Origin of the sequence: Streptomyces sp. NPDC059003, assembly GCF_042740445.1 — a bacterium.
Taxonomy (GTDB): Bacteria; Actinomycetota; Actinomycetes; order Streptomycetales; family Streptomycetaceae; genus Streptomyces.
Window position 1 is genome coordinate 14,703 of record NZ_JBHYJH010000055.1, and the last position, 22,010, is coordinate 36,712.

Sequence of the window (22,010 nt, forward strand, 5' to 3'; positions counted from 1 at the left end):
CCACGGGCTGCGGGTGCCTTTCTCGGGGCGCGGTCGAGTACGGGGACGCGTACGACGCCCCGTACAAGGTTACTGGGCGCGCGGCCCGCGCCCGGCCGGGCCCGCGCGGTCCCCCTCCGGGCGCGGTCCCGGGCAGCGACGGCGGGTCACTTCCGCAGGGCCCAGCCCCGCTCCCGCAGGCCCGCCGCCAGCGGTCCCGCCGCCGCGGGCTCCACCATGAGCTGGACCAGACCGGCCTGCTGGCCGGTGGCGTGCTCGATGCGGACGTCCTCGATGTTGACCCCGACCCGCTCCGCGTCGGCGAAGATGCGGGCCAGCTGACCCGGTTGGTCGTCGATGAGGACGGCCACGACCTCGTACACCGCGGGCGCGGACCCGTGCTTGCCGGGCACGCGCGCCTGCCCCGCGTTCCCCCGGCGCAGGACGCTCTCGACGCCCGCGGCGCCGTCCTTGCGCTTGCTCTCGTCGGCCGACTGCAGGCCCCGCAGCGCCGACACGGTCTCCTCCAGGTCGGCGGCCACCGCGGCGAGCAGGTCGGCCACCGGGCCCGGGTTCGCCGAGAGGATGTCGATCCACATGCGCGGGTCGGACGCCGCGATGCGGGTGACGTCGCGGATGCCCTGGCCGCAGAGGCGCACCGCCGACTCCTCGGCGTTCTCCAGGCGGGCCGCGACCATGCTCGACACCAGGTGCGGCATGTGCGAGACGAGCGCGACCGCGCGGTCGTGCGCGTCGGCGTCCATGACGACCGGCACGGCACGGCACAGGGCGACCAGTTCGAGCGCCAGGTTCAGCACCTCGGTGTCCGTGTCGCGCGTCGGCGTGAGCACCCACGGGCGGCCCTCGAAGAGGTCGGCGGAGGCGGCGAGGGGGCCGCTGCGCTCCCGGCCCGACATGGGGTGCGTGCCGATGTACGGCGTCAGGTCGAGGCCGAGCGCGGTCAGCTCGCGGCGCGGGCCGCCCTTGACGCTCGCCACGTCCAGATAGCCGCGGGCCAGGCCCCGCCGCATGGCGTCGGCGAGCGTCGCGGCGACGTGCGCCGGCGGCACGGCGACGACGCACAGGTCCACGGGGCCCTCGGGCGCCGCGTCCGTGCCCGCGCCGAGCGCGGCGGCGGTGCGGGCCTGCTCGGGGTCGTGGTCGGCGAGGTGGACGGTGACGCCGCGGGCCGCGAGGGCCTGGGCCGCGGAGGTGCCGATCAGGCCGGTGCCGATGACGAGGGCGGTTCTCACTGGGCGATGTCCTTGCGGAGTGCGGCCGCGGGGCCGGGGCGGCGGGCCGGGAGGTCGCTGTGCGCGGTGAGCGGCGCGTCGGCCTGCTCGCTCATGGGGTCGGCGGTGTCCCGCTCCCCTGGGACGGCGCCCCGCACCGCTCGTACCGCCACCGTGCAGCTCCTTGCTCGTGTCCTGCGCGTCGTCGCCCGTGTCCTGCGCATCCTGTGCGTCCCGGTGCGACGAGCCGTGCGCGTCTTGTGTGCGACAAGCCTAGTCACCACCTCCGACACGGGTGCGCGGCGCCCGTCTGCCGAGACGGACGCCGCGCGGCTGCGGGGCAGGTCAGAGCTGCTGCGCCTTGATGATCTCCTCAAGGGACTCGGTGGGGACCTGCCCGTCCGGCGTCAGCTTGTCGACGACCTGCGGGAGGGACTGGGCGATCTCGTCGGCGGCCTGGTCCGGGGAGACCCCGGCGTCCTGTGCGGCCTGCTGGAGCGCGTCGTCCGGGAGTGCCTGGCGGACCTGCTCGCCGGTGACCGCCTGGTTCTCGCCGGGGCCGACCCACGACTGCGCCTGCTCGGTGAGCCCGGCCTTGGTGAGCCCGTCGAGGAGGCCCCCCAGGGGGTTGCCGCCGCCGTTCTTGCTCATCAGGGCGCCGAGCAGGGCACCGAGGATGTTGGCGCCCCCTGCGGACGCCCCTCCTCCTGATGTGCCCGCGCCCTGCTGGCCGCCCCCGCCGAGGAGGCCGCCGAGAAGGCCGCCCAGATCGTTACCCGCCATGGTGGTGCCTTTCGCTTCAGTGGCCGGACCCCGCCCCGAGGGCCAGGGGCCCCGGACCCTGCCAATGTCACCCGAACCGACGCACCCCGCCACTCGGTGCGACCGGCGCGAGACCTCACCGGTACCGCTGGTGCACAGCCCCTGTGCGCCCCTGGACGCGCGGGGCGCCGGCCGCTTGCATGGAGGGGAAGGCCGCGTGCCTCGGGGGGACGTATGAAGCGCTCAGGACCGTTGTTCACGCTGTTCGGGGGGCTGCTGCTGGCCCTGTTCATGCTGACGCTCAACGCGACGAACGGCTCGGGCAGTTCGTCGTACGGGGACTCCGCGCCGGGCACGGTGAAGCCCGCGCCCACGCCCACCACGAGCGCGCCGCGCGCGACCCCGAGCCCCAGCCCCTCCCCCAGCAGGAAGCCGAAGCCGCCGCCCGACGCCAAGTACACGGGCCGCACGGACGACGACACCGCGTCCGTCGCCATCACCCTGAACGACGGCAAGGCCGTCGCGTACTACTGCGACGGCCGCACCACGGAGTCCTGGCTCAAGGGCGACGTCAAGGACGACGGCTCGATGCGCCTCACCGGCAAGGGCGGCGCGAAGCTCGACGGGCGGCTCAGCGGGAACAGGATCCGCGGCACCGTCGACATCCGTGAGAAGACCTCGGACTTCACCGCGGCCAGGTCCGCCAAGCCGTCGGGCCTGTACCGCGCGACGACCCAGGTGCGCGGCGCGAAGCTCGACGCCGGCTGGATCGTCCAGGCCGACGGCAGCCAGGTCGGCATCCTCAACCGCGACGGCCGGCCCCGGAAGGCCCCCCGCCTCGACCCGCGGACCCGCACGGCCGTCCTGGACGACGGCGGCCGCCTCACCGCCCGCCCCGTCGTGCCCTGAGCCGCCCCCGTCCGTCCCCATCGCGTCCGCCCCGGGAGGCCCCATGAGCGTCGACCCCACTGCCCCCACCCAAGGCGCCGGCTTCCCCGCGAGCCCCCGCCGCGAGCACCCCGCCCGCTATCTGCTGCCCGCCCTCGTCGCGGCCGCGGTGGCGGTCGGCCTGGGGGCGTACGGCAAGACCCACGACCCCGAAGGCACCGCCTTCAACCTCGCGGGCTTCAGCTCCACCAGTGCCGTCAAGGCCTGGCTCGCCACGACGGCGCTCGGCTTCGCGGTGCTCCAGGTCGCCTCGGCCCTCATGGTCTACGGCAAGCTGCCGGGCCCTTCCTGGTCGGGGGTGCTGCACCGCTGGTCGGGCCGGATCGCGTTCCTGGTGGCCGTGCCGGTCGCGGTGCACTGCCTCTACGCGCTCGGCTACCAGACGTACTCGACGCGCGTGCTGTGGCACTCGGCCCTCGGCTGCTTCTTCTTCGGCGCGTTCAGCGCCAAGATGCTGCTGCTCCGCTCGGAGCGCCTGCCCGGCTGGCTGCTCCCGCTGGTCGGCGGGCTCGTCTTCGCGGTGCTCACGGTGGTGTGGCTGACGTCGGCGCTGTGGTTCTTCCGTACGTTCGGAGTGACGACGTGAGCGCCGGGGCGCGCCCCACGCGGCGCACCGCCCTGGTGGCGGGGGCCCTCGCGGCCGCGGCGGTGACGGGCTGCGACAAGTACGGGGACGAGGGCGCGGAGGAGCCCCCGCCGCCGTCCAGCCCCGCCGGTTCGCCGGGGAAGCCGGGCGGGTCGGGCAAGCCGTCGTCCAAGGGCCCGGCGCTCGCCCGGACGTCCGAGATCCCGGTCGGCGGCGGCAAGGTCTTCGAGGACGAGAAGGTCGTGGTCACCCAGCCCGAGGAGGGGGACTTCAAGGCGTTCTCGGCGGTCTGCACGCACCAGGGCTGCACGGTCCGCGACGTGTCGGACGGCACGATCAACTGCCCGTGCCACGGCAGCAAGTACCGCGTCGCGGACGCGTCGGTGGCGGGCGGCCCCGCCCCGCGCCCGCTGGCTCCGCGGGGCATCGACGTCACGGGAGACGCGATCCGGCTCACCTGACCGACCGCGTACGCTCCCCGGATGGACACCCCCCAGGACCTGGTCCGCGACCACACGATCTACGCCTGCGTCATGGGCTCGCGCGCCTTCGGCCTGGCCACGGACGACAGCGACACCGACCGCCGGGGCGTCTTCCTCGCGCCGACGGAGCTGTACTGGCGGTTCGAGAAGCCGCCCACGCACGTGGACGGACCGGCCGACGAACAGTTCAGCTGGGAGCTGGAACGGTTCTGCGAGCTCGCCCTGCGGGCCAACCCGAACATCCTGGAGTGCCTGCACTCACCGCTCGTCGAGCACGTCACGGACACCGGCCGCGAACTGCTCGCGCTGCGCGGCGCCTTCCTGTCCCGGCAGGCCCACGACACGTTCGCCCGCTATGCGCTCGGCCAGCGCAAGAAGCTCGACGCGGACGTCCGCACGTACGGCGCCCCGCGCTGGAAGCACGCCATGCACCTGCTGCGCCTCCTGATGAGCTGCCGCGACCTGCTCCTGACCGGCGAGCTGACCGTCGACGTCGGCGACCAGCGTGGGCCGCTGCTCGCGGTCAAGCGCGGCGAGGTGCCCTGGACCGAGGTGGAGTCCTGGATGGCGCGGCTCGCGGCGGAGTCCGACGCGGCGGCGGCCCGCTCCCCGCTGCCGCCCGAGCCGGACCGCCGCCGCGTCGAGGACTTCCTGTTCCGCACGCGGCGGGCCTCAGCCCTGCGCGCCGGCAAGCCGCACGCGGACGACGAGGTCGTGCAGGGCGTCGAAGGCGTCATGGGCCCCCGGCAGGGCTGAGTCCGCCTGCGCCGCGTCCAGGACGGCGTGCAGCCGCTCGACGTCGGCGGCCACCCGGGCGCGGTCCACGTCGGCACGGCCGTGCTCGGCCTCGCGCTTGGCGGCGACGAGGTCGGCGAGGTACGCGGGGGCGTCGCCGACCTCGTCGGCCAGCGTGGGCAGATGGGCCACGACGGCCCCGGCGCGCATCAGATGGATCCCGGTGAGCAGCACCCGGAAGGTGTAGAGCAGCGGCTTGAGCTCGCCGTTCTTCTCGAACAGCCGCCACTGCGTCTTCGCGAACCCCCGGTAGTGGTGGGCGTGATGGCTGGTGAGCACGGCGGGCGCGAGCGCGACGAGCTCCGCGTGGACGTCCGTGGTGTGCGCGACCAGCGGGGAGAGCAGCTGCTCCAGGACGTAGCCGTTGTGCCGCAGCATGAGCCGCGCGAACTTCCGCAGGTCGTGCGTGACGAGGTCCATCTCGACCCCGTCCCGGAACCACATCCTCGACCGGGTCTCCTCCGGCTCCCGCAGCCCCACGAGCCCCGCCACCGGCAGCAGGTGCACCCCACGCAGGTCCACGTCCGAGTCCCGCGAGGGAAACCCGTACAGATGGGCTCCGGACACCGTCGCGAACACCAGCGGATCGGTCTGCTCCGCCACGACGGAGTCCAGCTCGACGCCGGTGCCGTTCCCCAAGTCCACAGTCATCCCTCAAGAATCCCAGAGTGCCCCGAGCGCAAGGAGCTCACCCCGGTACTCGATCCGCTCCGCCCACGCGGCGGGCCAGGCGTCCGCACCCCCGTACGCCCCCGCGAACGCCCCCGCCAGGCAGGCGATCGAGTCCGAGTCGCCCGCCGTGCACGCGGCCCTGCGCAGCGCGGTGACCGGCTCGTCGACGAAGAGCAGGAAGCACAGCAGGCCGGTGGCGAGCGCCTCCTCCGCGATCCAGCCCTCACCGGTCGCGAGGCACGGGTCGGCCTCCGGGTCGGGGTGGCGCAGCGCCGCCGCGAGCCGGTCCAGGGCGGCCAGGCACTCGTCCCAGCCCTGCGCGATGAAGGCCTCGGGGGTCGGGGCGTCGCCGCGCGTCCACAGGTCGCCGAGCCAGCGCTCGTGGTACGTGGCCCGGTTGTCGCCCGCGTACGCGCGCAGATGGCCGACGAGCTCGCCGGGCCCCACGCCCTGCGCAAGGGCGCGTACGGCGTACGCGGTGAGGTCGGACGCGGCGAGCGCCGTCGGGTGGCCGTGGGTGAGCGCCGCCTGGAGCTGCGCCGCGCCCGCCCGCTCCGCGTCGCTCAGGCCGGGCACGAGGGCCACCGGCGCGACGCGCATGTTGGCGCCGCACCCCTTGGAGTGGACCTGGCTGGCGTCCTGCCAGGGCAGCCCGGACTTGAGGCGGTAGCAGGCCTGAAGGCAGGTGTTGCCCGGCGCCCGGTTGTTCTCGGGCGACTGGTACCAGTCCACGAACTCCTCGCGCACCGGCCGCTCCATGCGCCGCGGCCCGAGCGGCCCGCGCTCCATGGCCGTACGGAGCCCGCGGCCGAGCGCCAGCGTCATCTGGGTGTCGTCCGTGACGATCGCGGGCCGCGGGAGCTCCATCGCGCGCCAGGGCCCGCACTTGGCGAGGATCGACGGCACGTCGTTGAACTCCGTCGGGAAGCCGAGGGCATCGCCGAGGGCGAGGCCTATGAGGGATCCGGTCGCGGCGCGCTTCCTACGGGTCATACGGGGGGCGGTCCTTCCGACGGGGCCGGGCTGAGGGACACGAACGGCCGCCCGCGGAGTGGTCCACGGGCGGCCGTCAACGTACCGGATACCGGCGAAAGGCCTACAGGTCGACTTCCTTCATCAGCATGCCGACCTCGGTGTTCGACAGGCGCCGCAGCCAGCCCGACTTCTGGTCGCCGAGCGTGATCGGGCCGAAGGAGACCCGGACCAGCTTGTCGACCGGGAAGCCGGCCTCGGCCAGCATGCGCCGCACGATGTGCTTGCGGCCCTCGTGCAGCGTGACCTCGACCAGGTAGTTCTTGCCGGTCTGCTCGACCACGCGGAAGTGGTCAGCGCGCGCGTACCCGTCCTCCAGCTGGATGCCGTCCTTCAGGCGCTTGCCCAGGTCACGCGGGATCGGGCCCACGATGTGCGCGAGGTAGACCTTCTTCACGCCGTACTTCGGGTGGGTCAGGCGGTGGGCCAGCTCGCCGTGGTTGGTGAGCAGGATGACGCCCTCGGTCTCCGTGTCGAGCCGCCCGACGTGGAAGAGGCGGGTCTCGCGGTTGGTGACGTAGTCCCCGAGGCACTGGCGGCCCTCGGTGTCCTCCATGGTGGAGACGACGCCGGCGGGCTTGTTCAGCGAGAAGAACTGGTACGACTGCGTGGCCACGGTCAGGCCGTCGACCTTGACCTCGTCCTTGTCGGGCTGGACCCGCATGCCCTGCTCCAGGACGATCTCGCCGTTGACCTCGACGCGGGCCTGCTCGATCAGCTCCTCGCAGGCGCGCCGCGAGCCGTACCCGGCACGGGCCAGGACCTTCTGCAGGCGCTCGCCCTCCTGCTCGGCGCCGGGGAAGGTCTTGGGGATCCTGACCTCCTTCTTGCCCGCGTACCGCTCGCGGTTGCGCTCCTCGGCGCGCGCGTCGTACTCGCGGGAACGCGAAGGGGCCGTACGGCCGCGGCCGCGCGGCTCCTGGGCGCGCTTCGGGCCGCCCTTGGCGCCGCCGCGCGCCGACGCGCCGCGGCCCGACTTCGGGCCGTCCTGCGTGGCGCCGGGGCCCACGTCGTAGCGGCGCTCCTCGGGGCGGGGCTTGCTGGGGCGGCCCTGCCGGTCGTCCGAGCGACCCTGCCGGTCCCCGGGGCGGCCCTGCCGGTCGTCGCGGCTGTTACCGGCACCCCGGTAATTGCCGCGGCCGCCGCTGCCGCCCCGGCCACCGCTGTTGCCGCGGCCGCCGCTGTTGCCACCACGGCTCCCGCCGTTGTTTCCGCTGCTGTTCCTGCCGCTGCTGCTTCGCATCAAAGTTCCGTCTTGGTCGTCTGCGTCTCGTCGTCCGGGGCGTCCAGCGCGTCCGGATCGAACGACGGAATGCCTTCCTGCGTCTCGGCCTCGATCGCCTCCGCCTCCGGGAGGAAGGGCGCGAGCTCCGGGAGCTCGTCCAGGCCGCGCAGGCCCATCCGCTCCAGAAAGTAGTTCGTCGTCCTGTACAGGATCGCACCTGTTTCGGGTTCCGCGCCCGCCTCCGCCACCAGACCGCGCTGGAGGAGGGTGCGCATGACCCCGTCGCAGTTCACTCCGCGCACCGCCGAGACCCGGGAGCGGCTGACCGGCTGGCGGTAGGCGACGACGGCGAGGGTCTCCAGGGCCGCCTGGGTGAGCCGGGCGTGCTGCCCGTCGAGCACGAAGCCCTCGACGGCCGGGGCGTACGCGGGGCGGGTGTAGAACCGCCAGCCGCCCGCCACGAGCCGCAGCTCGAAGCCGCGGCCCTGGGCGGTGTACTCGTCGGCGAGCTCCCGCAGCGCGCCCGCCACGGCCCGCCGCGGGCGCTCCAGGACCTTCGCCAGGTGCTCCTCGGTCGCGGGCTCGTCCACGACCATCAGGACGGCCTCAAGGGCGGGCTTGAGGTCGAGCTCGGCGACCTCGGAGCGCAGTTCCCCGACGGGGCTCTCCATGCTCACGCCTTCTCCTCCTGCGGCTCGGGGGCCCGGTCGAACTCGTCGGTCACGGTCGGCTCGGCGTCGCCGTCCCCGCCCGTCCAGCGCACGGTCAGCTCGTCGAGTGCGTTCTCCTGCTCCAGGGCGACGGCCTTCTCCCGGTAGAGCTCCAGGAGCGCCAGGAAGCGGGCGACGACGGTGAGCGTGTCGTCGGGGCCGAGCTCCTCGATGAGGACGCGGAAGCTGGCCTCCCCGCACTCCTTGAGGCGGGCCACGACGACGGCGGCCTGCTCGCGCACGGAGACCAGCGGCGCGTGGATGTGGTCGACGTACACCTGCGGCTTCGCCTTGGGCTGCATGGCCTTCACGGCGAGCTTGGCGAACCCTTCGGCGCCGATGCTGATGACGACTTCGGGAAGCAGCTCGGCGTGGTGCGGTTCGAGCCCGACGGTACGCGGATAGCGCCGCGCCTCGTCGTCGAGCCGCCCGCCGAAGATGTCGGCGATCTGCTTGTACGCGCGGTACTGGAGCAGCCGCGCGAAGAGCAGGTCCCGGGCTTCGAGCAGCGCCAGGTCGGCCTCGTCCTCGACCTCGGCGGCGGGCAGGAGCCGGGCCGCCTTCAGGTCGAGCAGCGTGGCGGCGACCACGAGGAACTCGGTGGTCTGGTCGAGGTCCCAGTCCGGCCCCATGGCCCGGATGTGCGCCATGAACTCGTCGGTCACCTTGGAGAGGGCGACCTCGGTGACGTCCAGCTTGTGCTTGGAGATCAGCTGGAGAAGCAGGTCGAAGGGGCCCTCGAAGTTGGCGAGCCTGACCTTGAAGCGGCCGTCGTCCGGCGGCAACGCATCGGTACCGGGGGTCCCCTGTTCGCCTTCCCGGGGGTCCGGAGGCTTGCCCCCGCCCGCGGCGGAGCCGCTCATGGACGCGGCGGAAAGGGGCGGGCTGGGGGAAGAAACCACCCCTGGCCCCCGCCCCAACGAGCGCCGGGAACGACGGGACTCAACAGGAGCGGCGTCGGCAGGCATCACGGTCCAAGGAAAAGCGGCAGCGTCAAGCCGGAGGCTACCGCTACCGCCCGCGCAGTCGGCGTACGAGGATGCTCGCGTCCCCGCGCGATTCGAGGTCCGCGAGGACCACGGCGACCGCCTCGCGCACGATGCGGCCGCGGTCCACCGCGAGCCCGTGCTCGCCGCGCAGCACGAGGCGCGCGTGCTCGAGGTCCATGAGTTCCTCGGCGGACACGTACACGGTGATCTTCTCGTCGTGCCGCTCGCGCCCGCTCGGGCGGCGGTTGGCGGCCCGGCCGCGGCGGCGTGCCTGGGTGGTCGTGGAGCTGCCGCTCGCGGACTTGTTCCCGCCGGAGCTGGCAGAACCTTCCTGCGCCGCCCGGCGCCCGGAGCCCTTCGCGGCGTCGTCGTCCGCGTCGCTCCGGTCCCGCCCGGCGGCGGGCTCCGCGTCGGCCGCGGGGTGCTCGGCGGACTCGCTCTCGCCCTGCGCGGCGGCGGAGCCGTGCGACTCCTCCGCGGCGGCCTCGTCGCTCTCGCCCGCCGGCGCGGGCACCCTCGCCTCGCCATTCGCCTGGCGCCGCGGGCTGGACGGCTGCAGCGCCATCCCCCCGGTCGTACGGAACAGCTCGTCGGCCCCCGGCAGACTCACTCGGCGTGACACCGGGCGAGCACCTCCCTGGCGAGCTGGCGATAGGCGGCCGCGCCGACCGAGTTGGAGGCGTACGTCGTGATGGGCTCACCGGCGACGGTGGTCTCCGGGAAGCGGACGGTCCGCCCGATCACCGTGTGGTAGACGTGGTCGTCGAACGCCTCGACCACGCGGGCGAGCACCTCGCGGCTGTGCACCGTGCGCGAGTCGTACATCGTCGCGAGGATGCCGTCGAGCTCCAGGTCGGGGTTGAGCCGCTCCTGGACCTTCTCGATCGTCTCGGTGAGCAGGGCCACGCCGCGCAGCGCGAAGAACTCGCACTCCAGCGGGACGATGACCTTGTGCGCCGCCGTCAGCGCGTTGACCGTGAGCAGGCCGAGCGAGGGCTGACAGTCGATCACGATGTAGTCGTAGTCGGCCATCAGGGGCTTGAGCGCGCGCTGGAGCGTGGACTCGCGCGCGACCTCGCTCACCAGCTGCACCTCGGCGGCCGAGAGGTCGATGTTGCTGGGCAGCAGGTCCATGTTGGGGACCGCGGTCTTCAGCAGGACCTCGTCGGCGGACATGCCCCGCTCCATGAGCAGGTTGTAGACCGTGAGGTCGAGCTCCATCGGGTTGACCCCGAGGCCGACCGAGAGCGCGCCCTGCGGGTCGAAGTCGACGAGCAGGACCCGGCGTCCGTACTCGGCGAGCGCGGCGCCCAGGTTGATGGTCGACGTGGTCTTGCCGACGCCGCCCTTCTGGTTGCACATCGCGATGATCTTCGCGGGACCGTGGTCGGTCAGCGGGCCCGGGATCGGGAAGTACGGCAGCGGGCGCCCGGTGGGGCCGATGCGCTCGCGGCGCTGACGGGCAGCGTCCGGGGCGAGCGTGGCCGCGTACTCGGGGTCGGGCTCGTACTCCGCGTCGGGGTCGTAGAAGTGACCCTGGGGCAGTTCCTCGTAGTCGGCGAGGGGGGTAGGGGTGGTGTTGTCGCCACTCCGGTCGCCGGCCATGGCGTTCACGTGTTGGCCATCCATGCTCTGGGGTGCTGACTGTGTCGGCTGCGGACTCTGGCGGGCTTCGAAGGTGCGGACAGCGACGGAGCCGACAGCCTGAAGCCCGACGGGGCCCTGGCCTCGTCCAGACATTCCTGGTTGACCACCCCCGGGAGCAAATGTCGACTCATTCACAAGTCGTCTTACCTCCTTGGTGACCAGGAAATTTCTAGATAGGTCAGCGTGGCACCATGCCGACGGTTGGCGACTCTATGGCGTGTCACCGCTCCGCAGCAACACAATCCGCCGGACCCGGCCCGATGTGTCGGCAACGGAACACCCTGGTGTCAAGGGCGTATGGCGCGTCGGCGGCACATTTCCGGGGTGGGCGAAACGGTTAAAGGGTTACGTTCACGGCGAGTTGACCGTGTCCGCGCGGAACCGCCGACGGCCGGACCCCTCGCAAGGTCCGGCCGTCGGCGTGAGATTGACGACTTTCGTTGACTTTCACCGACGAAAGCCGCGGGAGCCGGGGGCTCAGCCGAGCAGCGACTCCAGCTCGACGTGCTCGAGGCCGTGCGCCTCGGCGACCTCCTTGTAAACGACCTTGCCGTCGTGGGTGTTGAGACCCAGGGCGAGCGCCGGGTCGCGGCGCAGGGCCTCGACCCAGCCGCGGTTGGCCAGCTCGACGATGTACGGCAGCGTCGCGTTGGTCAGCGCGTACGTCGAGGTGTTGGGCACCGCGCCGGGCATGTTGGCGACGCAGTAGAAGACCGAGTTGTGGACCGGGAAGGTCGGCTCGGCGTGCGTGGTCGGGCGCGAGTCCTCGAAGCAGCCGCCCTGGTCGATCGCGATGTCGACAAGAACACTTCCCGGCTTCATGCGAGAGACCAGCTCGTTGGTGACGAGCTTCGGGGCCTTGGCGCCCGGGATCAGGACGGCGCCGATGACGAGGTCGGCCTCCAGGCAGGCCTTCTCCAGCTCGAAGGAGTTGGAGACGACGGTCTGGATCTTCGTACCGAAGATCTTGTCGGCTTCCTTGAGCTTGTTGATGTCGCGGTCGAGCAGGGTCACGTGGAAGCCCATGCCGATGGCGATCTGCGCGGCGTTCCAGCCGGAGACGCCGCCGCCGATGACGACGGCCTTGCCCGCGGCCACGCCCGGCACGCCGCCGGGCAGGACGCCGCGGCCGCCGTTGGCGCGCATCAGCTGGTAGGCGCCGACCTGCGGGGCCAGGCGGCCCGCGACCTCGGACATCGGGGCGAGCAGCGGCAGGGCGCGGCTGGGCAGCTCCACCGTCTCGTACGCGATGGCCGTGGTGCCCGACTCCAGGAGGGCGTCCGTGCACTCCTTGGACGCGGCCAGGTGCAGGTACGTGAAGAGGGTCTGGTCCTTGCGGAGGCGGTGGTACTCCTCCGCGATGGGCTCCTTGACCTTCAGGAGCAGGTCGGCGGTGGCCCAGACCTCGTCGGCGGTCTCCAGGATCTGGGCGCCGGCGGCGACGTACTCGTCGTCCGTGATCGAGGAGCCGACACCGGCGTTCCGCTCGATGACGACCTGGTGGCCGTGGCGCACCAGCTCGTGCACGCCGGCGGGGGTGATGGCCACCCGGAACTCGTTGTTCTTGACCTCGCGGGGGATGCCGACCTTCACGTCGATCACGGTCCTTGGCTCAGGGGGTGTTCGGGCAATGCAGTACAGACCGGTACGCACACGAGCGCATCGGAAGACACCGCGTAAGCACGCGGCGGAGCCAGTCTAATGAAGGATTTCTCGCTGTCCAGCCTTCTAAAGCATCAACTTTTTTCGAATGCACTACGGATTTCGTAGGTGGGGGACCTTGTTTCATCGGCGGGTACAGGCCCTCCGGCCTCGGCTGATCCCTCTCTTCCGCCGTCCCGCCCGTCATGTCCCGCGACGTGCGGCTCTTCGTCCAGCTCACTTCCCAGGATGCGCTCCGCGGCGGCGCGGTGCAGCCGGGCGGCGGCCGGGTCGCCGAGCCGGTCGAGGGTGTCCGCGAGGCGCACCTGGAGCGCCGCCTGCAGCCGGGTGTCCTCGGCCTGCCGCGCCCACTCGACCGCCTCCCGGCAGGTGCGCAGGCTCTCCTCGGGCCGCCCCGCGTACTCCTGGACGCGCGCCATCTCGCTCAGCGCCCGCGCACGGGCCGCGACGTCGCCGGTCCTGCGGTACCCCGCGACGGCCGAGCGCCAGTTGCGCAGGGCCTCGCCGTAGCGGCCCGCGTACGTGTGGACGGCGGCGATGCGGCCGTGCAGGCGGGCCGCGTCGGCGCGCTCGCCGCGGGCCTGGCGCTGGGTGAGGGCCCTGCCGTACCAGTCGGCGGCCCGCTGGTAGTCCCCGAGCTCCTGGTGGGCACCGCCCACGGATTCCATGGCGCGGCCGGTGGCGTACGGGTCCTGGGCGGCGCGGCCGCAGTCGAGCGCGGCGCGGTAGCGGGCCAGGGCGTCGTGGGTGCGGCCGGTCCACGCGTCCAGGTCGCCGAGGTTGAGCAGCGCCGCGGCCTGCTCGCGCGGCAGGTCGCGGCGCTCGGCCACGTCGAGGACGAGCTGGTGGATGCCGTACAGCTCCGGGGCGGCGGCCTCCGTGCCGCGGTGCGCCACCAGGGCGCGGGCCAGGGCCGACATCAGGCGCCGGGCGAGCGTGTCGAGCTCGCCGTCCGCGACGGCGAGGCGGGCCGCGGCGAGCAGCGCGGGCTGCCGGATCCGCAGCCACTGGGCGGCGGCACGGGGGTTCGGGAAGCGCAGGGCGCGGGGAAGCCCCGCGAGCCGCTTGCGGGCCGCCGAGCCGTCGGGCTCGGTGATGGCCCGGCAGGACTGCAGCAGGCGCACGGTCCGCTCCAGCATCCGCGCCCGCGCCAACTGCACCTCCCCCGGCCGGTCCTGGGTCCCCGTCAGCTCGCGCAGCAGCGGTACGAGGCAGCCCGGCACCTCGTACTGGGGCAGCGGCGAGTCCACCGCGCGCACCATGCCGAGCGCGACGAAGTCGTCGAGGGTGGTGTGCGCCGCGGACACCGAGCAGCCCGCGAGCGCGGACGCCGTGTGCGGGTCGACGTATCCGGCGGGGGCGAGGCTCAGCAGGCGCAGTATCCGGGCGGCGGGCGCGGGCAGTGCGGCGTACGCGTGCCGGAAGACGCGGGTGAGCCCGCAGTCCCCGGCCGCCGCGCCCTGGGCGCCCTCGTCCGGGTGCTCGCGGACCTGCTTGGCGAGGTCGGCGACGGCCGCCTTGGGCCGGGCGGCGAGCCAGCCGCCCGCCAGGACGAGCGCCGTGGGGTGCCCCCCGCACGCCTCGACCAGGCTCTCGGCGGAGCGCGGGTCGACGGTGATCCGCACCGATCCGGCGCTGCGGGCGAGCAGGTCGAGGGCGGCCTTGGTGTCGAGACCGCCCAGGGTGCAGGGCCGGACGTCGGGGATGCCGGTGAGCGGGCCGCCGGAGACGGCGACGGCCAGGCAGTCGGGGGTGTCCGGGAGCAGCGGGTCGACCTGCGCGGCGGCGCCGTCGCCGTCCGTCACGTCGTCGAGGATCAGCAGGGCGCGGCGGTCGGCGAGCGCGGTGCGCAGGGTCGCGGACAGGTCGTCCTCGTCGGCTCCCGCGGGGGCGGGCACGCCGAGCGCGTCCAGGAGCTCGCGGGCGGTGCGTTCGGTGGGCACGCGGGTGCCGTCGGGCTCGGTGAGCCGGGCGCGGAGCGTGCCGTCGGGGTAGGCGTCGGCGATCTGCCGGGCGAGCTCCTCGGCGAGTGCGGTGCGCCCGGAGCCGGGGCGGCCCGCGATGAGCAGGACCCGCGCGCGGGGGGCCTTGCGGCCGGAGAGCGTGTCGAGTCCCGCGCGGTCGATGTCGGCACGGAGTTCCTTCAACTCCCGGTGGCGGCCCACGAATTGGCCCGCGCCGGGGTGGGACACGCCGCTCGCCGCACCGTCGGTGTCGACCGCCTGATCCGTCACGGGTAACGCTCCCGTCCGCCTGCGCACGAGCCCGCCGGGACTCCGGTCGGGACGCTTTCAGAGCCTAGTTCAGGCCCTGCCGCGTTCCCGGCCGTACCGCGCGCGCAAGTCGCCCGATCGGATCAGGAGATGGTCACACCGGGGCGCGGCACGGGAGCACACCGTGCCGCGCCGTGCCGCGCCGTGGGGTCGCTCAGGCCTCGAACGGGCGCGCGGGCCAGGGCGCCTCCGCCGGGCGCAGCGCGTCAAGGCCCGCGCCCGCGAGGGCGGCGCTGAGCGAGAGGACGCCCACGACCAGGCAGTTGTTGTGCAGCTCCCCGGCGAGCACGCCGCGTACGAGCTCGTCGAGCGGGACCCGCGCGAGCTCCATGTCGGACTCCTCCTCGGAGACCTCGAAGCGCTCGCCCTCGGCCTCGGCCAGGTCGCGGGCGAGGAAGACGCGCACGGCCTCGTCGCAGCCTCCGGGCGTGGTGTAGACGTCGGTGAGCACGCGCCAGTCGCCGGCCTTGACGTGCGCCTCCTCGTACAGCTCGCGCTGGGCGGCGTGCAGCGGGTTCTCGCCGGGCACGTCGAGGAGTCCGGCGGGGATCTCCCAGAGCTTGTGGCGTACGGGGTGGCGGTACTGGCGGATCACCAGGACGCGGCCGGCGTCGTCGAGCGCGAGGACGGCGACCGAGCCGGGGTGGACCTGGTAGTCGCGGCGGACGACCGAGCCGTCGGGCATGACGACGTCGTCGGTGCGCACCGAGGTCTTGTTCCCGACGAACGGCGTGCTGGTCGCCGTGACCTGCCACTCCTCAGCGGTGTCCTTGATCGTCATGTCGACCTGTCCTCCCACACGTACCACCACACGTACCCACAGCAACCGGGGTGCGGATCTTGTGGACCCACACCCCGGCAACCGTATCGCTCTTGTGTTACTTGGCCGTCTTGCGCTCCACGGCGGCCTTCACCAGGCCCGCGAACAGCGGGTGCGGCCGGGTCGGGCGCGAGCGCAGCTCCGGGTGCGCCTGGGTGGCGACCAGGTACGGGTGGACCTCGCGCGGGTACTCGACGTACTCGACGAGCTTGCCGTCGGGCGACGTGCCGGAGAACTGGATGCCCGCCTTCTTCTCCAGCTCGGCGCGGTAGGCGTTGTTCACCTCGTAGCGGTGGCGGTGGCGCTCCTCGACGTACTCCTTGCCGTCGTACACCTCGCGCACGATGGAGCCCTCGGCGAGCTTGGCCGGGTACATGCCGAGGCGCATCGTTCCGCCCATGTCGCCCTCGCCCGCGACGATGTCGAGCTGCTCGGCCATGGTGGAGATGACCGGGTGGCCGGTGCCGGCGTCGAACTCGGTGGAGTTGGCGTCGGGGATGTCCGCGAGGTTGCGGGCGGCCTCGATCACGATGCACTGCAGGCCCAGGCAGATGCCGAGCAGCGGCACCTTGTGCTCGCGGGCGTACTGGATCGCGCCGACCTTGCCGGCCACGCCGCGGTCGCCGAAGCCGCCGGGGATCAGGATCGCGTCGACGTCGCCGAGCTGCTTCTTGGCGCCCGCCGGGGTCTTGCAGTCGTCGGACGTGACCCACTTGACCTTGACGCGGGCCTTGTTGGCGAAGCCGCCGGCGCGCATGGCCTCGGTGATCGACAGATAGGCGTCGGGCAGGTCGATGTACTTGCCGACGAGCGCGACGGTGACCTCGTGCTCCGGGTTGTGCACGCGGTCGAGCAGGTCGTCCCACTGGGTCCAGTCGACGTCGCGGAACGGCAGGTCGAGCTTGCGCACGACGTAGGCGTCCAGGCCCTCGGTGTGCAGGACCTTCGGGATGTCGTAGATCGACTTGGCGTCGATCGCAGCCACGACGGCGGCCTCGTCGACGTCGCACATCAGCGAGATCTTGCGCTTGATCGCGGTGGGGACCTCGCGATCGGCTCGAAGGACGATCGCGTCCGGCTGGATGCCGATGTTGCGCAGGGCGGCGACCGAGTGCTGGGTCGGCTTGGTCTTCAGCTCGCCGGACGGGCCGATGTACGGGAGCAGCGAGATGTGCACGACGAAGACGTTGTCGCGGCCGACCTCGTGGCGGACCTGGCGGACGGTCTCCAGGAACGGCAGGGACTCGATGTCGCCGACCGTGCCGCCGACCTCCGTGATCACGACGTCGACGTCGTCGGTGGCCATGCGGCGGATGCGGTGCTTGATCTCGTTGGTGATGTGCGGGATGACCTGCACGGTGTCGCCGAGGTACTCGCCGCGCCGCTCCTTGGCGATGACCTGCGAGTAGACCTGGCCGGTGGTGACGTTGGCCGAGCCGTCGAGGTCGACGTCGAGGAAGCGCTCGTAGTGCCCGATGTCCAGGTCGGTCTCGGCGCCGTCGTTGGTGACGAACACCTCGCCGTGCTGGAAGGGGTTCATCGTGCCCGGGTCGACGTTCAGGTACGGGTCGAGCTTCTGCATCGTGACCCGAAGGCCCCGGGCCTTGAGGAGCGCACCCAGGCTGGAGGCCGTCAGGCCCTTGCCGAGGGAGGAGGCGACACCCCCGGTGACGAAGATGTGCTTGGTCGTCGTGGATGTGGGTGGCATGGCCAAGAGGGGGCTCCCGTGCGTCGCGGTCTGAGGGTGCGGTGCGGCGTCCGCTCCGGGGTCGGAGGGAGGTGCCGTCGCTGCGGTTCGGGGGTTCAATGACCACCGGCTCACGGGCTACCAGGGTATCAGTGACGGAAGGGGGCTGCTTCCGGCCACGTCTTGACACGCGCCTTCACGTCACGTACATGATCTTCACCCGGGTTCCATGTCCGTCACGCCGTCTGGTCGCGGGGCGGTCGCGGAACGGTCCCGAACTCGTTCGGCCTAACCACGTTGCCCACACGAGGCGACAATCCCCGGGGATGCCGATGTATCTTGCTCGGACACTCTCTGCCGAGCCGTGCGCGCGGGCGGAACCATCCCCCGTCGGCTTTCTGGACATCGCTGGAAACATCCGGGCCCGGCAGTTCGTTTTACAGCGAATGACAGCGAACCCTTGACCGTAGGACGAGCGCCCCGTGAGCGGGCGAACGTGGCCGTTTGAATGGGGATGCACGTGGCCGGGCGCATCGAGGATTACGCACTGATCGGAGACATGCAGACCGCGGCGCTGGTCTGCCGGGACGGCACGGTCGACTGGCTGTGTCTGCCCCGCTTCGACTCCCACGCCGTCTTCGCCGGCCTGCTCGGCACCGAGGAGCACGGCTTCTGGCGGCTCGGGCCCGCGCACGCGCCGGGCGCCGAGCCACCGGCGGCGACGCGGCGCACGTACCGCGGGGACTCGTTGATCCTGGAGTCGGAGTGGGACACCCCGCGCGGCACCGTCCGGGTCGTCGACTTCATGCCGCCGCGGGACTCGGACGCCCCGCAGCTGGTGCGGATCGTGGAGGGCGTCAGCGGCCGGGTGCCGATGCGCTCGGCCCTGCGGATGCGCTTCAGCTACGGGCGCGTGGTGCCGTGGGTGCACAAGGTCGACGGGCGCACGGTGGCCGTCGCCGGGCCCGACTCGGTGTGGCTCGACGCCACCGCCGAGACCTTCGGCAAGGACCTGACGACGTACTCGGACTTCACGGTCGCCCCCGGCGACCGGATCGCCTTCACCCTGTCCTGGCAGCCCTCGCACAAGGAGCCGCCCGCCCACCCCGAGCCCGAGGCGGCGCTCACGGCGACGGGCGAGTTCTGGCGCGACTGGGTCGCCCAGTGCACGTACCACGGGCCCTACCGCGAGGCCGTGGTCCGCTCCCTGATCACGCTGAAGGCCCTGACGTACGCGCCCACCGGCGGCATCGTCGCCGCGCCGACCACGTCCCTGCCCGAGGACATCGGCGGCTCACGCAACTGGGACTACCGCTTCACCTGGCTGCGCGACGCCGCCATCACGCTCTCCTCGCTGCTGCGCACGGGCTACCGCGAGGAGGCCCGCGCCTGGCGCGAGTGGCTGCTCCGCGCGGTCGCGGGCGACCCGGAGAACCTGCAGATCATGTACGGCATCGCGGGCGAGCGCGAGCTCGGCGAGGCGGAGCTCGACTGGCTCCCGGGGTACGAGAACTCGGGCCCCGTGCGCGTGGGCAACGGCGCGGCGCACCAGCTCCAGCTGGACGTGTACGGCGAGGTCACCGAGGCCCTGCACCTCGCACACATGACGGGCCTCGCCCGCAACGACTACGCCTCGCTGCTCCAGCTCAAGCTGATCCGCTACCTGGAGACGCACTGGGACCAGCCCGACGAGGGCATCTGGGAGGTCCGCGGCCCGCGCCGCCACTTCGTGCACTCCAAGGTGATGGCCTGGGTCGCCGTCGACCGCACCATCAAGCTCATCGAGTCCGGCGACGCGGACGGCCCCCTGGAGAAGTGGCGCGACCTGCGCGACGACATCCACCGGGACGTCTGCGAGAAGGGCTACGACAAGGAGCGGAACACGTTCACGCAGTCGTACGGCTCCAAGGAGCTGGACGCCTCGCTGCTCCTGATCCCGCAGGTGGGCTTCCTGCCGCCCGACGACAAGCGCGTCATCGGCACCATCGAGGCCATCCAGCGGGAGCTGTCCACGCCGGACGGGTTCATCCTGCGCTATCCGACGTCCGGCGACGACGCGGGCGTGGACGGCCTGGAGGGCGACGAGGGCGCGTTCCTCGCCTGCTCGTTCTGGCTGGCCGACGACCTCGCGATGATCGGCCGGGTGGACGAGGCCCGCAAGCTCTTCGAGCGCCTGCTCGCGCTCCGCAACGACCTGGGCCTGCTCGCCGAGGAGTGGGACCCCCGCCTGAAGCGCCAGGTGGGGAACTTCCCGCAGGCGTTCAGCCACGTGCCCCTGATCGACACGGCCCTGCGGCTCACCGCCTCGGGCGCGTACGGCGGGTAACGGCCCGGTACCGGATCCTGGCGGCCAAGTCCCGGCCGCCAGGACACCGGCGCGACAACTTCACGCCAACATCAGCCGAACCGGACGGCGGGCATCCGAACCGTCGAGGTCAGGTAGCGTCCGCCCCATGGGCAGTCAGGGCGGGCAGGACACTCAGGGCGGCATCACCGTACAGCGGGCGCTGGAGCTCCCGGGGCTGCGCGGCGGGCTCCCGGAGGTCGTCGCGGGCGCCGACCGGCTGCAGCGGACCGTGCGCTGGGTGCACGCGGGCGAGGTGCCGAACATCGCCTCGCTCCTCAAGGGCGGCGAGCTGCTCCTGACCACGGGACTCGGCCTCGGCGCGCGCCCCGCCGAGCAGCGCGCGTTCGTCCGCGACCTCGCCGAGCGCGGCATCGCGGCCCTGGTCGTCGAGCTGGGCCCGCGCTTCGCCCGGCTCCCCGCGGCCCTCGTCGACACCGCGCGCACCGCGGGCCTCCCCCTCGTCCAGCTGCACCGCGAGGTGCCGTTCGTGACGGTCACCGAAGAGGTGCACACGGAGATCGTCAACGGCCACTACGCGCTGCTGCGCCGCGCCGAAGAGGTGCACCGGCGCTGCACCCAGGCGCTGCTCGGGGGCGGCGGCATCCCCCAAGTCCTGTCCGTCCTCGCGGAGTTCAGCGGCAATCCGGTGTTCCTGGAGACGGCCGACGGGCGGCTGCTCTACGCGGCCGGGGCGGGCAGCGCCTGCGCGGATCCGCTCCAGGTGTGGGAGGGGCTGCGCGGGCGGCAGGGCGACCGGGACGGGCCGCCCGCGGGCGCGGTCCTCGTGGACGTGCCCGGCGGCGGTCCGGGGGCGGGCGCGGTGCGGGCCCGGCTCGTGCTGCTCGCCGTCGAGTCGGCGCTGCTTCCGGTGCACCGGATCGCGGCGGAGCGGGCCGCGAGCAGCCTCGCGGTGGTCCTGATGCAGGCCCGCCAGGAGGAGGAGCTGGCCGCGCGCGGCCGCGGCGACTTCCTCACCGACCTCGCGGAGGGCCGCATCACCGCCGACGACGCGCCGGCGCAGGCCCGCGTCCTCGGCTTCAAACCGGGTGCGGGACCGCTCCTTCCGGTCGTGATGCGGCTCGCCGACGCGGCGGCCGGGCCGCCGTCGGGGGGCGGCTGGGCCCAGCTGGCGCGGGCGGTCGCGGAGGAGCTCGCGGCGGTGGGGGTGCCGGTGCTGCTCGGCGTACGCCCCGTGGAGGGACGTGTTCCGCTGCTGCTCGGCCTGCGCGCGGAAGCGGAGCGCGCGGCGGTCGCCGACCGGGTCGCGGCGGCGCTGCGGGCCGGGGTCGAGCGGGCGGACATGCGGGAGGCGGGCGGGCCGCCGCCGGTCGTGGTCGTGGGCGTCCCCGGTGGCTGGGCCGCGGCCTCCGCCGGGCTCCGGCACGCGGCGGAGACGGCGGCCGCGGCACAGGGCCTGCCGGAGCGGCCCTGGTACGACGCGCGGCGCCTCGACATCGACCTGCTCCTGTGGCGCCTGCGGGACCATCCGGACCTGGCGGCGTTCGTGGACCGCGCGATCGGCCCGCTGCGCACGCACGACCGACGCTCCAAGCCGCCGCTCCTCCCCACCCTGGAGACCTATCTGGCCCACGCGGGCCGCAAGGCAGAAACGGCCCGCGAACTGCACCTCAACCGCCAGACCCTCTACAACCGCCTGGCCCGCATCAGCGAACTCCTCGGCACGGACCTCGACGACCCACAGACGGTACTCGCCTTGAGCCTGGCGTTGCGGGCTCGGCGGCATGTGGCGGTGGGGTAGGGCGGGGACGCGTCTGCGGGGGGGGGGACGCCTGCCGGGGGGCCTGCCCGGGGGGGGCTGACGCCTGCGGGGTGAGCGTCGCCGGGCGTTTATGGGGTGGGGGTTCCCCCGGGGGGCTGCGGGGGCGAGGGCCGACGCCTGCTCGGCCAGCACCCGGCGTCCGCGGGGCGAAGGCCGGACGCTCGCTCGGGCGAGGGCCAGGGGTCTGCGGGGCGAGGGCCGGACGCCCGCGGGGCCGGCATCGGATGCTTGTGGGGCGAAGGCCGGACGCCCGCGAGGCAGAGGGCGCGCACCTGCTCGGCGAGCGCCAGGCGCCTGCTCTGCGAGCACCTGGCGTCGGCTGGGCGACAGCCGGGGGTCTGCGGGGCTGGCGCCGGGCGCCCGCGAGGCGAGGGCTCAGGCG

Annotated in this window: 20 protein-coding genes; 6 read left to right on the forward strand and 14 right to left on the reverse strand. The window is 73.1% G+C overall.

Features of this window, described 5'->3' with window-relative positions:
* Positions 1-146: 146 nt before the first annotated feature.
* From ACFWZ5_RS20495 to ACFWZ5_RS20505, 3 genes are all read right to left on the reverse strand, one after another.
* On the reverse strand, positions 147-1,232 hold the full coding sequence (locus ACFWZ5_RS20495; protein ID WP_384795082.1) for a prephenate dehydrogenase: 1,086 nt from the start codon (positions 1,230-1,232) through the stop codon (positions 147-149).
* Positions 1,229-1,384, reverse strand: coding sequence for a hypothetical protein (locus ACFWZ5_RS20500; protein ID WP_384795080.1), 156 nt, complete (start codon positions 1,382-1,384; stop codon positions 1,229-1,231). The genes ACFWZ5_RS20495 and ACFWZ5_RS20500 overlap by 4 nt, the downstream gene beginning before the upstream one ends.
* Before the next feature lie 172 nt (positions 1,385-1,556).
* Positions 1,557-2,060, reverse strand: a complete 504-nt coding sequence (locus ACFWZ5_RS20505; protein WP_384795112.1) for a YidB family protein — start codon at positions 2,058-2,060, stop codon at positions 1,557-1,559.
* A 147-nt stretch (positions 2,061-2,207) separates the two neighbouring features.
* On the opposite strand from ACFWZ5_RS20505, the gene ACFWZ5_RS20510 reads away from it, so the two are divergent.
* Genes ACFWZ5_RS20510 through ACFWZ5_RS20525 form a run of 4 tightly spaced genes read left to right on the forward strand, consistent with a single transcriptional unit; the run spans position 2,208 to position 4,745 of the window.
* A complete protein-coding gene (locus ACFWZ5_RS20510; protein WP_384795078.1) occupies positions 2,208-2,882 on the forward strand; it encodes a hypothetical protein in 675 nt (224 codons plus the stop codon).
* A 43-nt stretch (positions 2,883-2,925) separates the two neighbouring features.
* Positions 2,926-3,507, forward strand: a complete 582-nt coding sequence (locus ACFWZ5_RS20515; protein ID WP_384795076.1) for a DUF6529 family protein — start codon at positions 2,926-2,928, stop codon at positions 3,505-3,507.
* The gene (locus tag ACFWZ5_RS20520) at positions 3,504-3,968 is read left to right on the forward strand and encodes a Rieske (2Fe-2S) protein (protein WP_384795074.1); all 465 of its coding nucleotides are present in this window, start codon (positions 3,504-3,506) and stop codon (positions 3,966-3,968) included. The genes ACFWZ5_RS20515 and ACFWZ5_RS20520 overlap by 4 nt, the downstream gene beginning before the upstream one ends.
* A gap of 21 nt (positions 3,969-3,989) precedes the next feature.
* Positions 3,990-4,745 carry a DNA polymerase beta superfamily protein gene (locus ACFWZ5_RS20525; RefSeq protein WP_384795072.1) on the forward strand — a complete coding sequence of 252 codons (756 nt, stop codon included), beginning with the start codon at positions 3,990-3,992 and terminating at the stop codon, positions 4,743-4,745.
* Here ACFWZ5_RS20525 and ACFWZ5_RS20530 read toward each other — a convergent pair.
* The 11 genes from ACFWZ5_RS20530 to ACFWZ5_RS20580 all read right to left on the reverse strand — a co-directional run bounded on the left by ACFWZ5_RS20530 (position 4,662) and on the right by ACFWZ5_RS20580 (position 17,522).
* Positions 4,662-5,435: a DNA polymerase beta superfamily protein gene (locus tag ACFWZ5_RS20530; protein ID WP_384795070.1), complete on the reverse strand. Its 774-nt coding sequence runs from the start codon at positions 5,433-5,435 to the stop codon at positions 4,662-4,664. The genes ACFWZ5_RS20525 and ACFWZ5_RS20530 overlap by 84 nt on opposite strands.
* Before the next feature lie 3 nt (positions 5,436-5,438).
* Positions 5,439-6,449, reverse strand: a complete 1,011-nt coding sequence (locus tag ACFWZ5_RS20535; RefSeq protein ID WP_384795068.1) for an ADP-ribosylglycohydrolase family protein — start codon at positions 6,447-6,449, stop codon at positions 5,439-5,441.
* 103 nt (positions 6,450-6,552) lie between these two features.
* Positions 6,553-7,731 (reverse strand): pseudouridine synthase, encoded by a 1,179-nt coding sequence (locus ACFWZ5_RS20540; protein WP_384795066.1) that lies wholly within the window; start codon positions 7,729-7,731, stop codon positions 6,553-6,555.
* Complete coding sequence (gene scpB / locus ACFWZ5_RS20545) at positions 7,731-8,384, reverse strand: SMC-Scp complex subunit ScpB (protein ID WP_384795110.1); 654 nt, start codon at positions 8,382-8,384, stop codon at positions 7,731-7,733. Before scpB ends, ACFWZ5_RS20540 begins: the two co-directional genes overlap by 1 nt.
* 2 nt (positions 8,385-8,386) lie before the next feature.
* A complete protein-coding gene (locus ACFWZ5_RS20550) occupies positions 8,387-9,286 on the reverse strand; it encodes a segregation and condensation protein A (protein ID WP_384795064.1) in 900 nt (299 codons plus the stop codon).
* Between the two features lie 148 nt (positions 9,287-9,434).
* Entirely contained in the window at positions 9,435-9,977 is a 543-nt protein-coding gene (locus ACFWZ5_RS20555) for a hypothetical protein (protein WP_384795062.1), read from the reverse strand.
* A 41-nt stretch (positions 9,978-10,018) separates the two neighbouring features.
* Positions 10,019-11,152, reverse strand: a complete 1,134-nt coding sequence (locus ACFWZ5_RS20560) for a ParA family protein (protein ID WP_384795060.1) — start codon at positions 11,150-11,152, stop codon at positions 10,019-10,021.
* Positions 11,153-11,536: 384 nt separating this feature from the next.
* Complete coding sequence (ald, locus tag ACFWZ5_RS20565; RefSeq protein ID WP_384795058.1) at positions 11,537-12,661, reverse strand: alanine dehydrogenase; 1,125 nt, start codon at positions 12,659-12,661, stop codon at positions 11,537-11,539.
* Positions 12,662-12,795: 134 nt separating this feature from the next.
* The gene (locus tag ACFWZ5_RS20570) at positions 12,796-14,955 is read right to left on the reverse strand and encodes a tetratricopeptide repeat protein (protein ID WP_384795056.1); all 2,160 of its coding nucleotides are present in this window, start codon (positions 14,953-14,955) and stop codon (positions 12,796-12,798) included.
* A 193-nt stretch (positions 14,956-15,148) separates the two neighbouring features.
* Positions 15,149-15,775 carry an NUDIX domain-containing protein gene (locus ACFWZ5_RS20575; RefSeq protein WP_384795054.1) on the reverse strand — a complete coding sequence of 209 codons (627 nt, stop codon included), beginning with the start codon at positions 15,773-15,775 and terminating at the stop codon, positions 15,149-15,151.
* Between the two features lie 97 nt (positions 15,776-15,872).
* The gene (locus tag ACFWZ5_RS20580; protein WP_384795052.1) at positions 15,873-17,522 is read right to left on the reverse strand and encodes a CTP synthase; all 1,650 of its coding nucleotides are present in this window, start codon (positions 17,520-17,522) and stop codon (positions 15,873-15,875) included.
* A gap of 493 nt (positions 17,523-18,015) precedes the next feature.
* Between ACFWZ5_RS20580 and ACFWZ5_RS20585 the strand changes: the two genes are divergently transcribed.
* Together ACFWZ5_RS20585 and ACFWZ5_RS20590 are read left to right on the forward strand one after the other, a co-directional pair.
* The gene (locus ACFWZ5_RS20585) at positions 18,016-19,827 is read left to right on the forward strand and encodes a glycoside hydrolase family 15 protein (protein WP_384795108.1); all 1,812 of its coding nucleotides are present in this window, start codon (positions 18,016-18,018) and stop codon (positions 19,825-19,827) included.
* A gap of 127 nt (positions 19,828-19,954) precedes the next feature.
* Complete coding sequence (locus ACFWZ5_RS20590) at positions 19,955-21,607, forward strand: PucR family transcriptional regulator (RefSeq protein WP_384890915.1); 1,653 nt, start codon at positions 19,955-19,957, stop codon at positions 21,605-21,607.
* Positions 21,608-22,010: the final 403 nt, after the last annotated feature.

Coding starts and splice junctions, on each gene's coding strand:
- ACFWZ5_RS20510 (WP_384795078.1), top strand. CDS start 2,208: ATGAAGCGCTCAGGACCGTTGTTCACGCTGTTCGGGGGGCTGCTGCTG.
- ACFWZ5_RS20515 (WP_384795076.1), top strand. CDS start 2,926: ATGAGCGTCGACCCCACTGCCCCCACCCAAGGCGCCGGCTTCCCCGCG.
- ACFWZ5_RS20525 (WP_384795072.1), top strand. CDS start 3,990: ATGGACACCCCCCAGGACCTGGTCCGCGACCACACGATCTACGCCTGC.
- ACFWZ5_RS20530 (WP_384795070.1), bottom strand. CDS start 5,435: ATGACTGTGGACTTGGGGAACGGCACCGGCGTCGAGCTGGACTCCGTC.
- ACFWZ5_RS20535 (WP_384795068.1), bottom strand. CDS start 6,449: ATGACCCGTAGGAAGCGCGCCGCGACCGGATCCCTCATAGGCCTCGCC.
- ACFWZ5_RS20540 (WP_384795066.1), bottom strand. CDS start 7,731: ATGCGAAGCAGCAGCGGCAGGAACAGCAGCGGAAACAACGGCGGGAGC.
- scpB (WP_384795110.1), bottom strand. CDS start 8,384: ATGGAGAGCCCCGTCGGGGAACTGCGCTCCGAGGTCGCCGAGCTCGAC.
- ACFWZ5_RS20550 (WP_384795064.1), bottom strand. CDS start 9,286: ATGAGCGGCTCCGCCGCGGGCGGGGGCAAGCCTCCGGACCCCCGGGAA.
- ACFWZ5_RS20555 (WP_384795062.1), bottom strand. CDS start 9,977: ATGGCGCTGCAGCCGTCCAGCCCGCGGCGCCAGGCGAATGGCGAGGCG.
- ACFWZ5_RS20560 (WP_384795060.1), bottom strand. CDS start 11,152: ATGTCTGGACGAGGCCAGGGCCCCGTCGGGCTTCAGGCTGTCGGCTCC.
- ACFWZ5_RS20575 (WP_384795054.1), bottom strand. CDS start 15,775: ATGACGATCAAGGACACCGCTGAGGAGTGGCAGGTCACGGCGACCAGC.
- ACFWZ5_RS20580 (WP_384795052.1), bottom strand. CDS start 17,522: ATGCCACCCACATCCACGACGACCAAGCACATCTTCGTCACCGGGGGT.
- ACFWZ5_RS20585 (WP_384795108.1), top strand. CDS start 18,016: ATGCACGTGGCCGGGCGCATCGAGGATTACGCACTGATCGGAGACATG.
- ACFWZ5_RS20590 (WP_384890915.1), top strand. CDS start 19,955: ATGGGCAGTCAGGGCGGGCAGGACACTCAGGGCGGCATCACCGTACAG.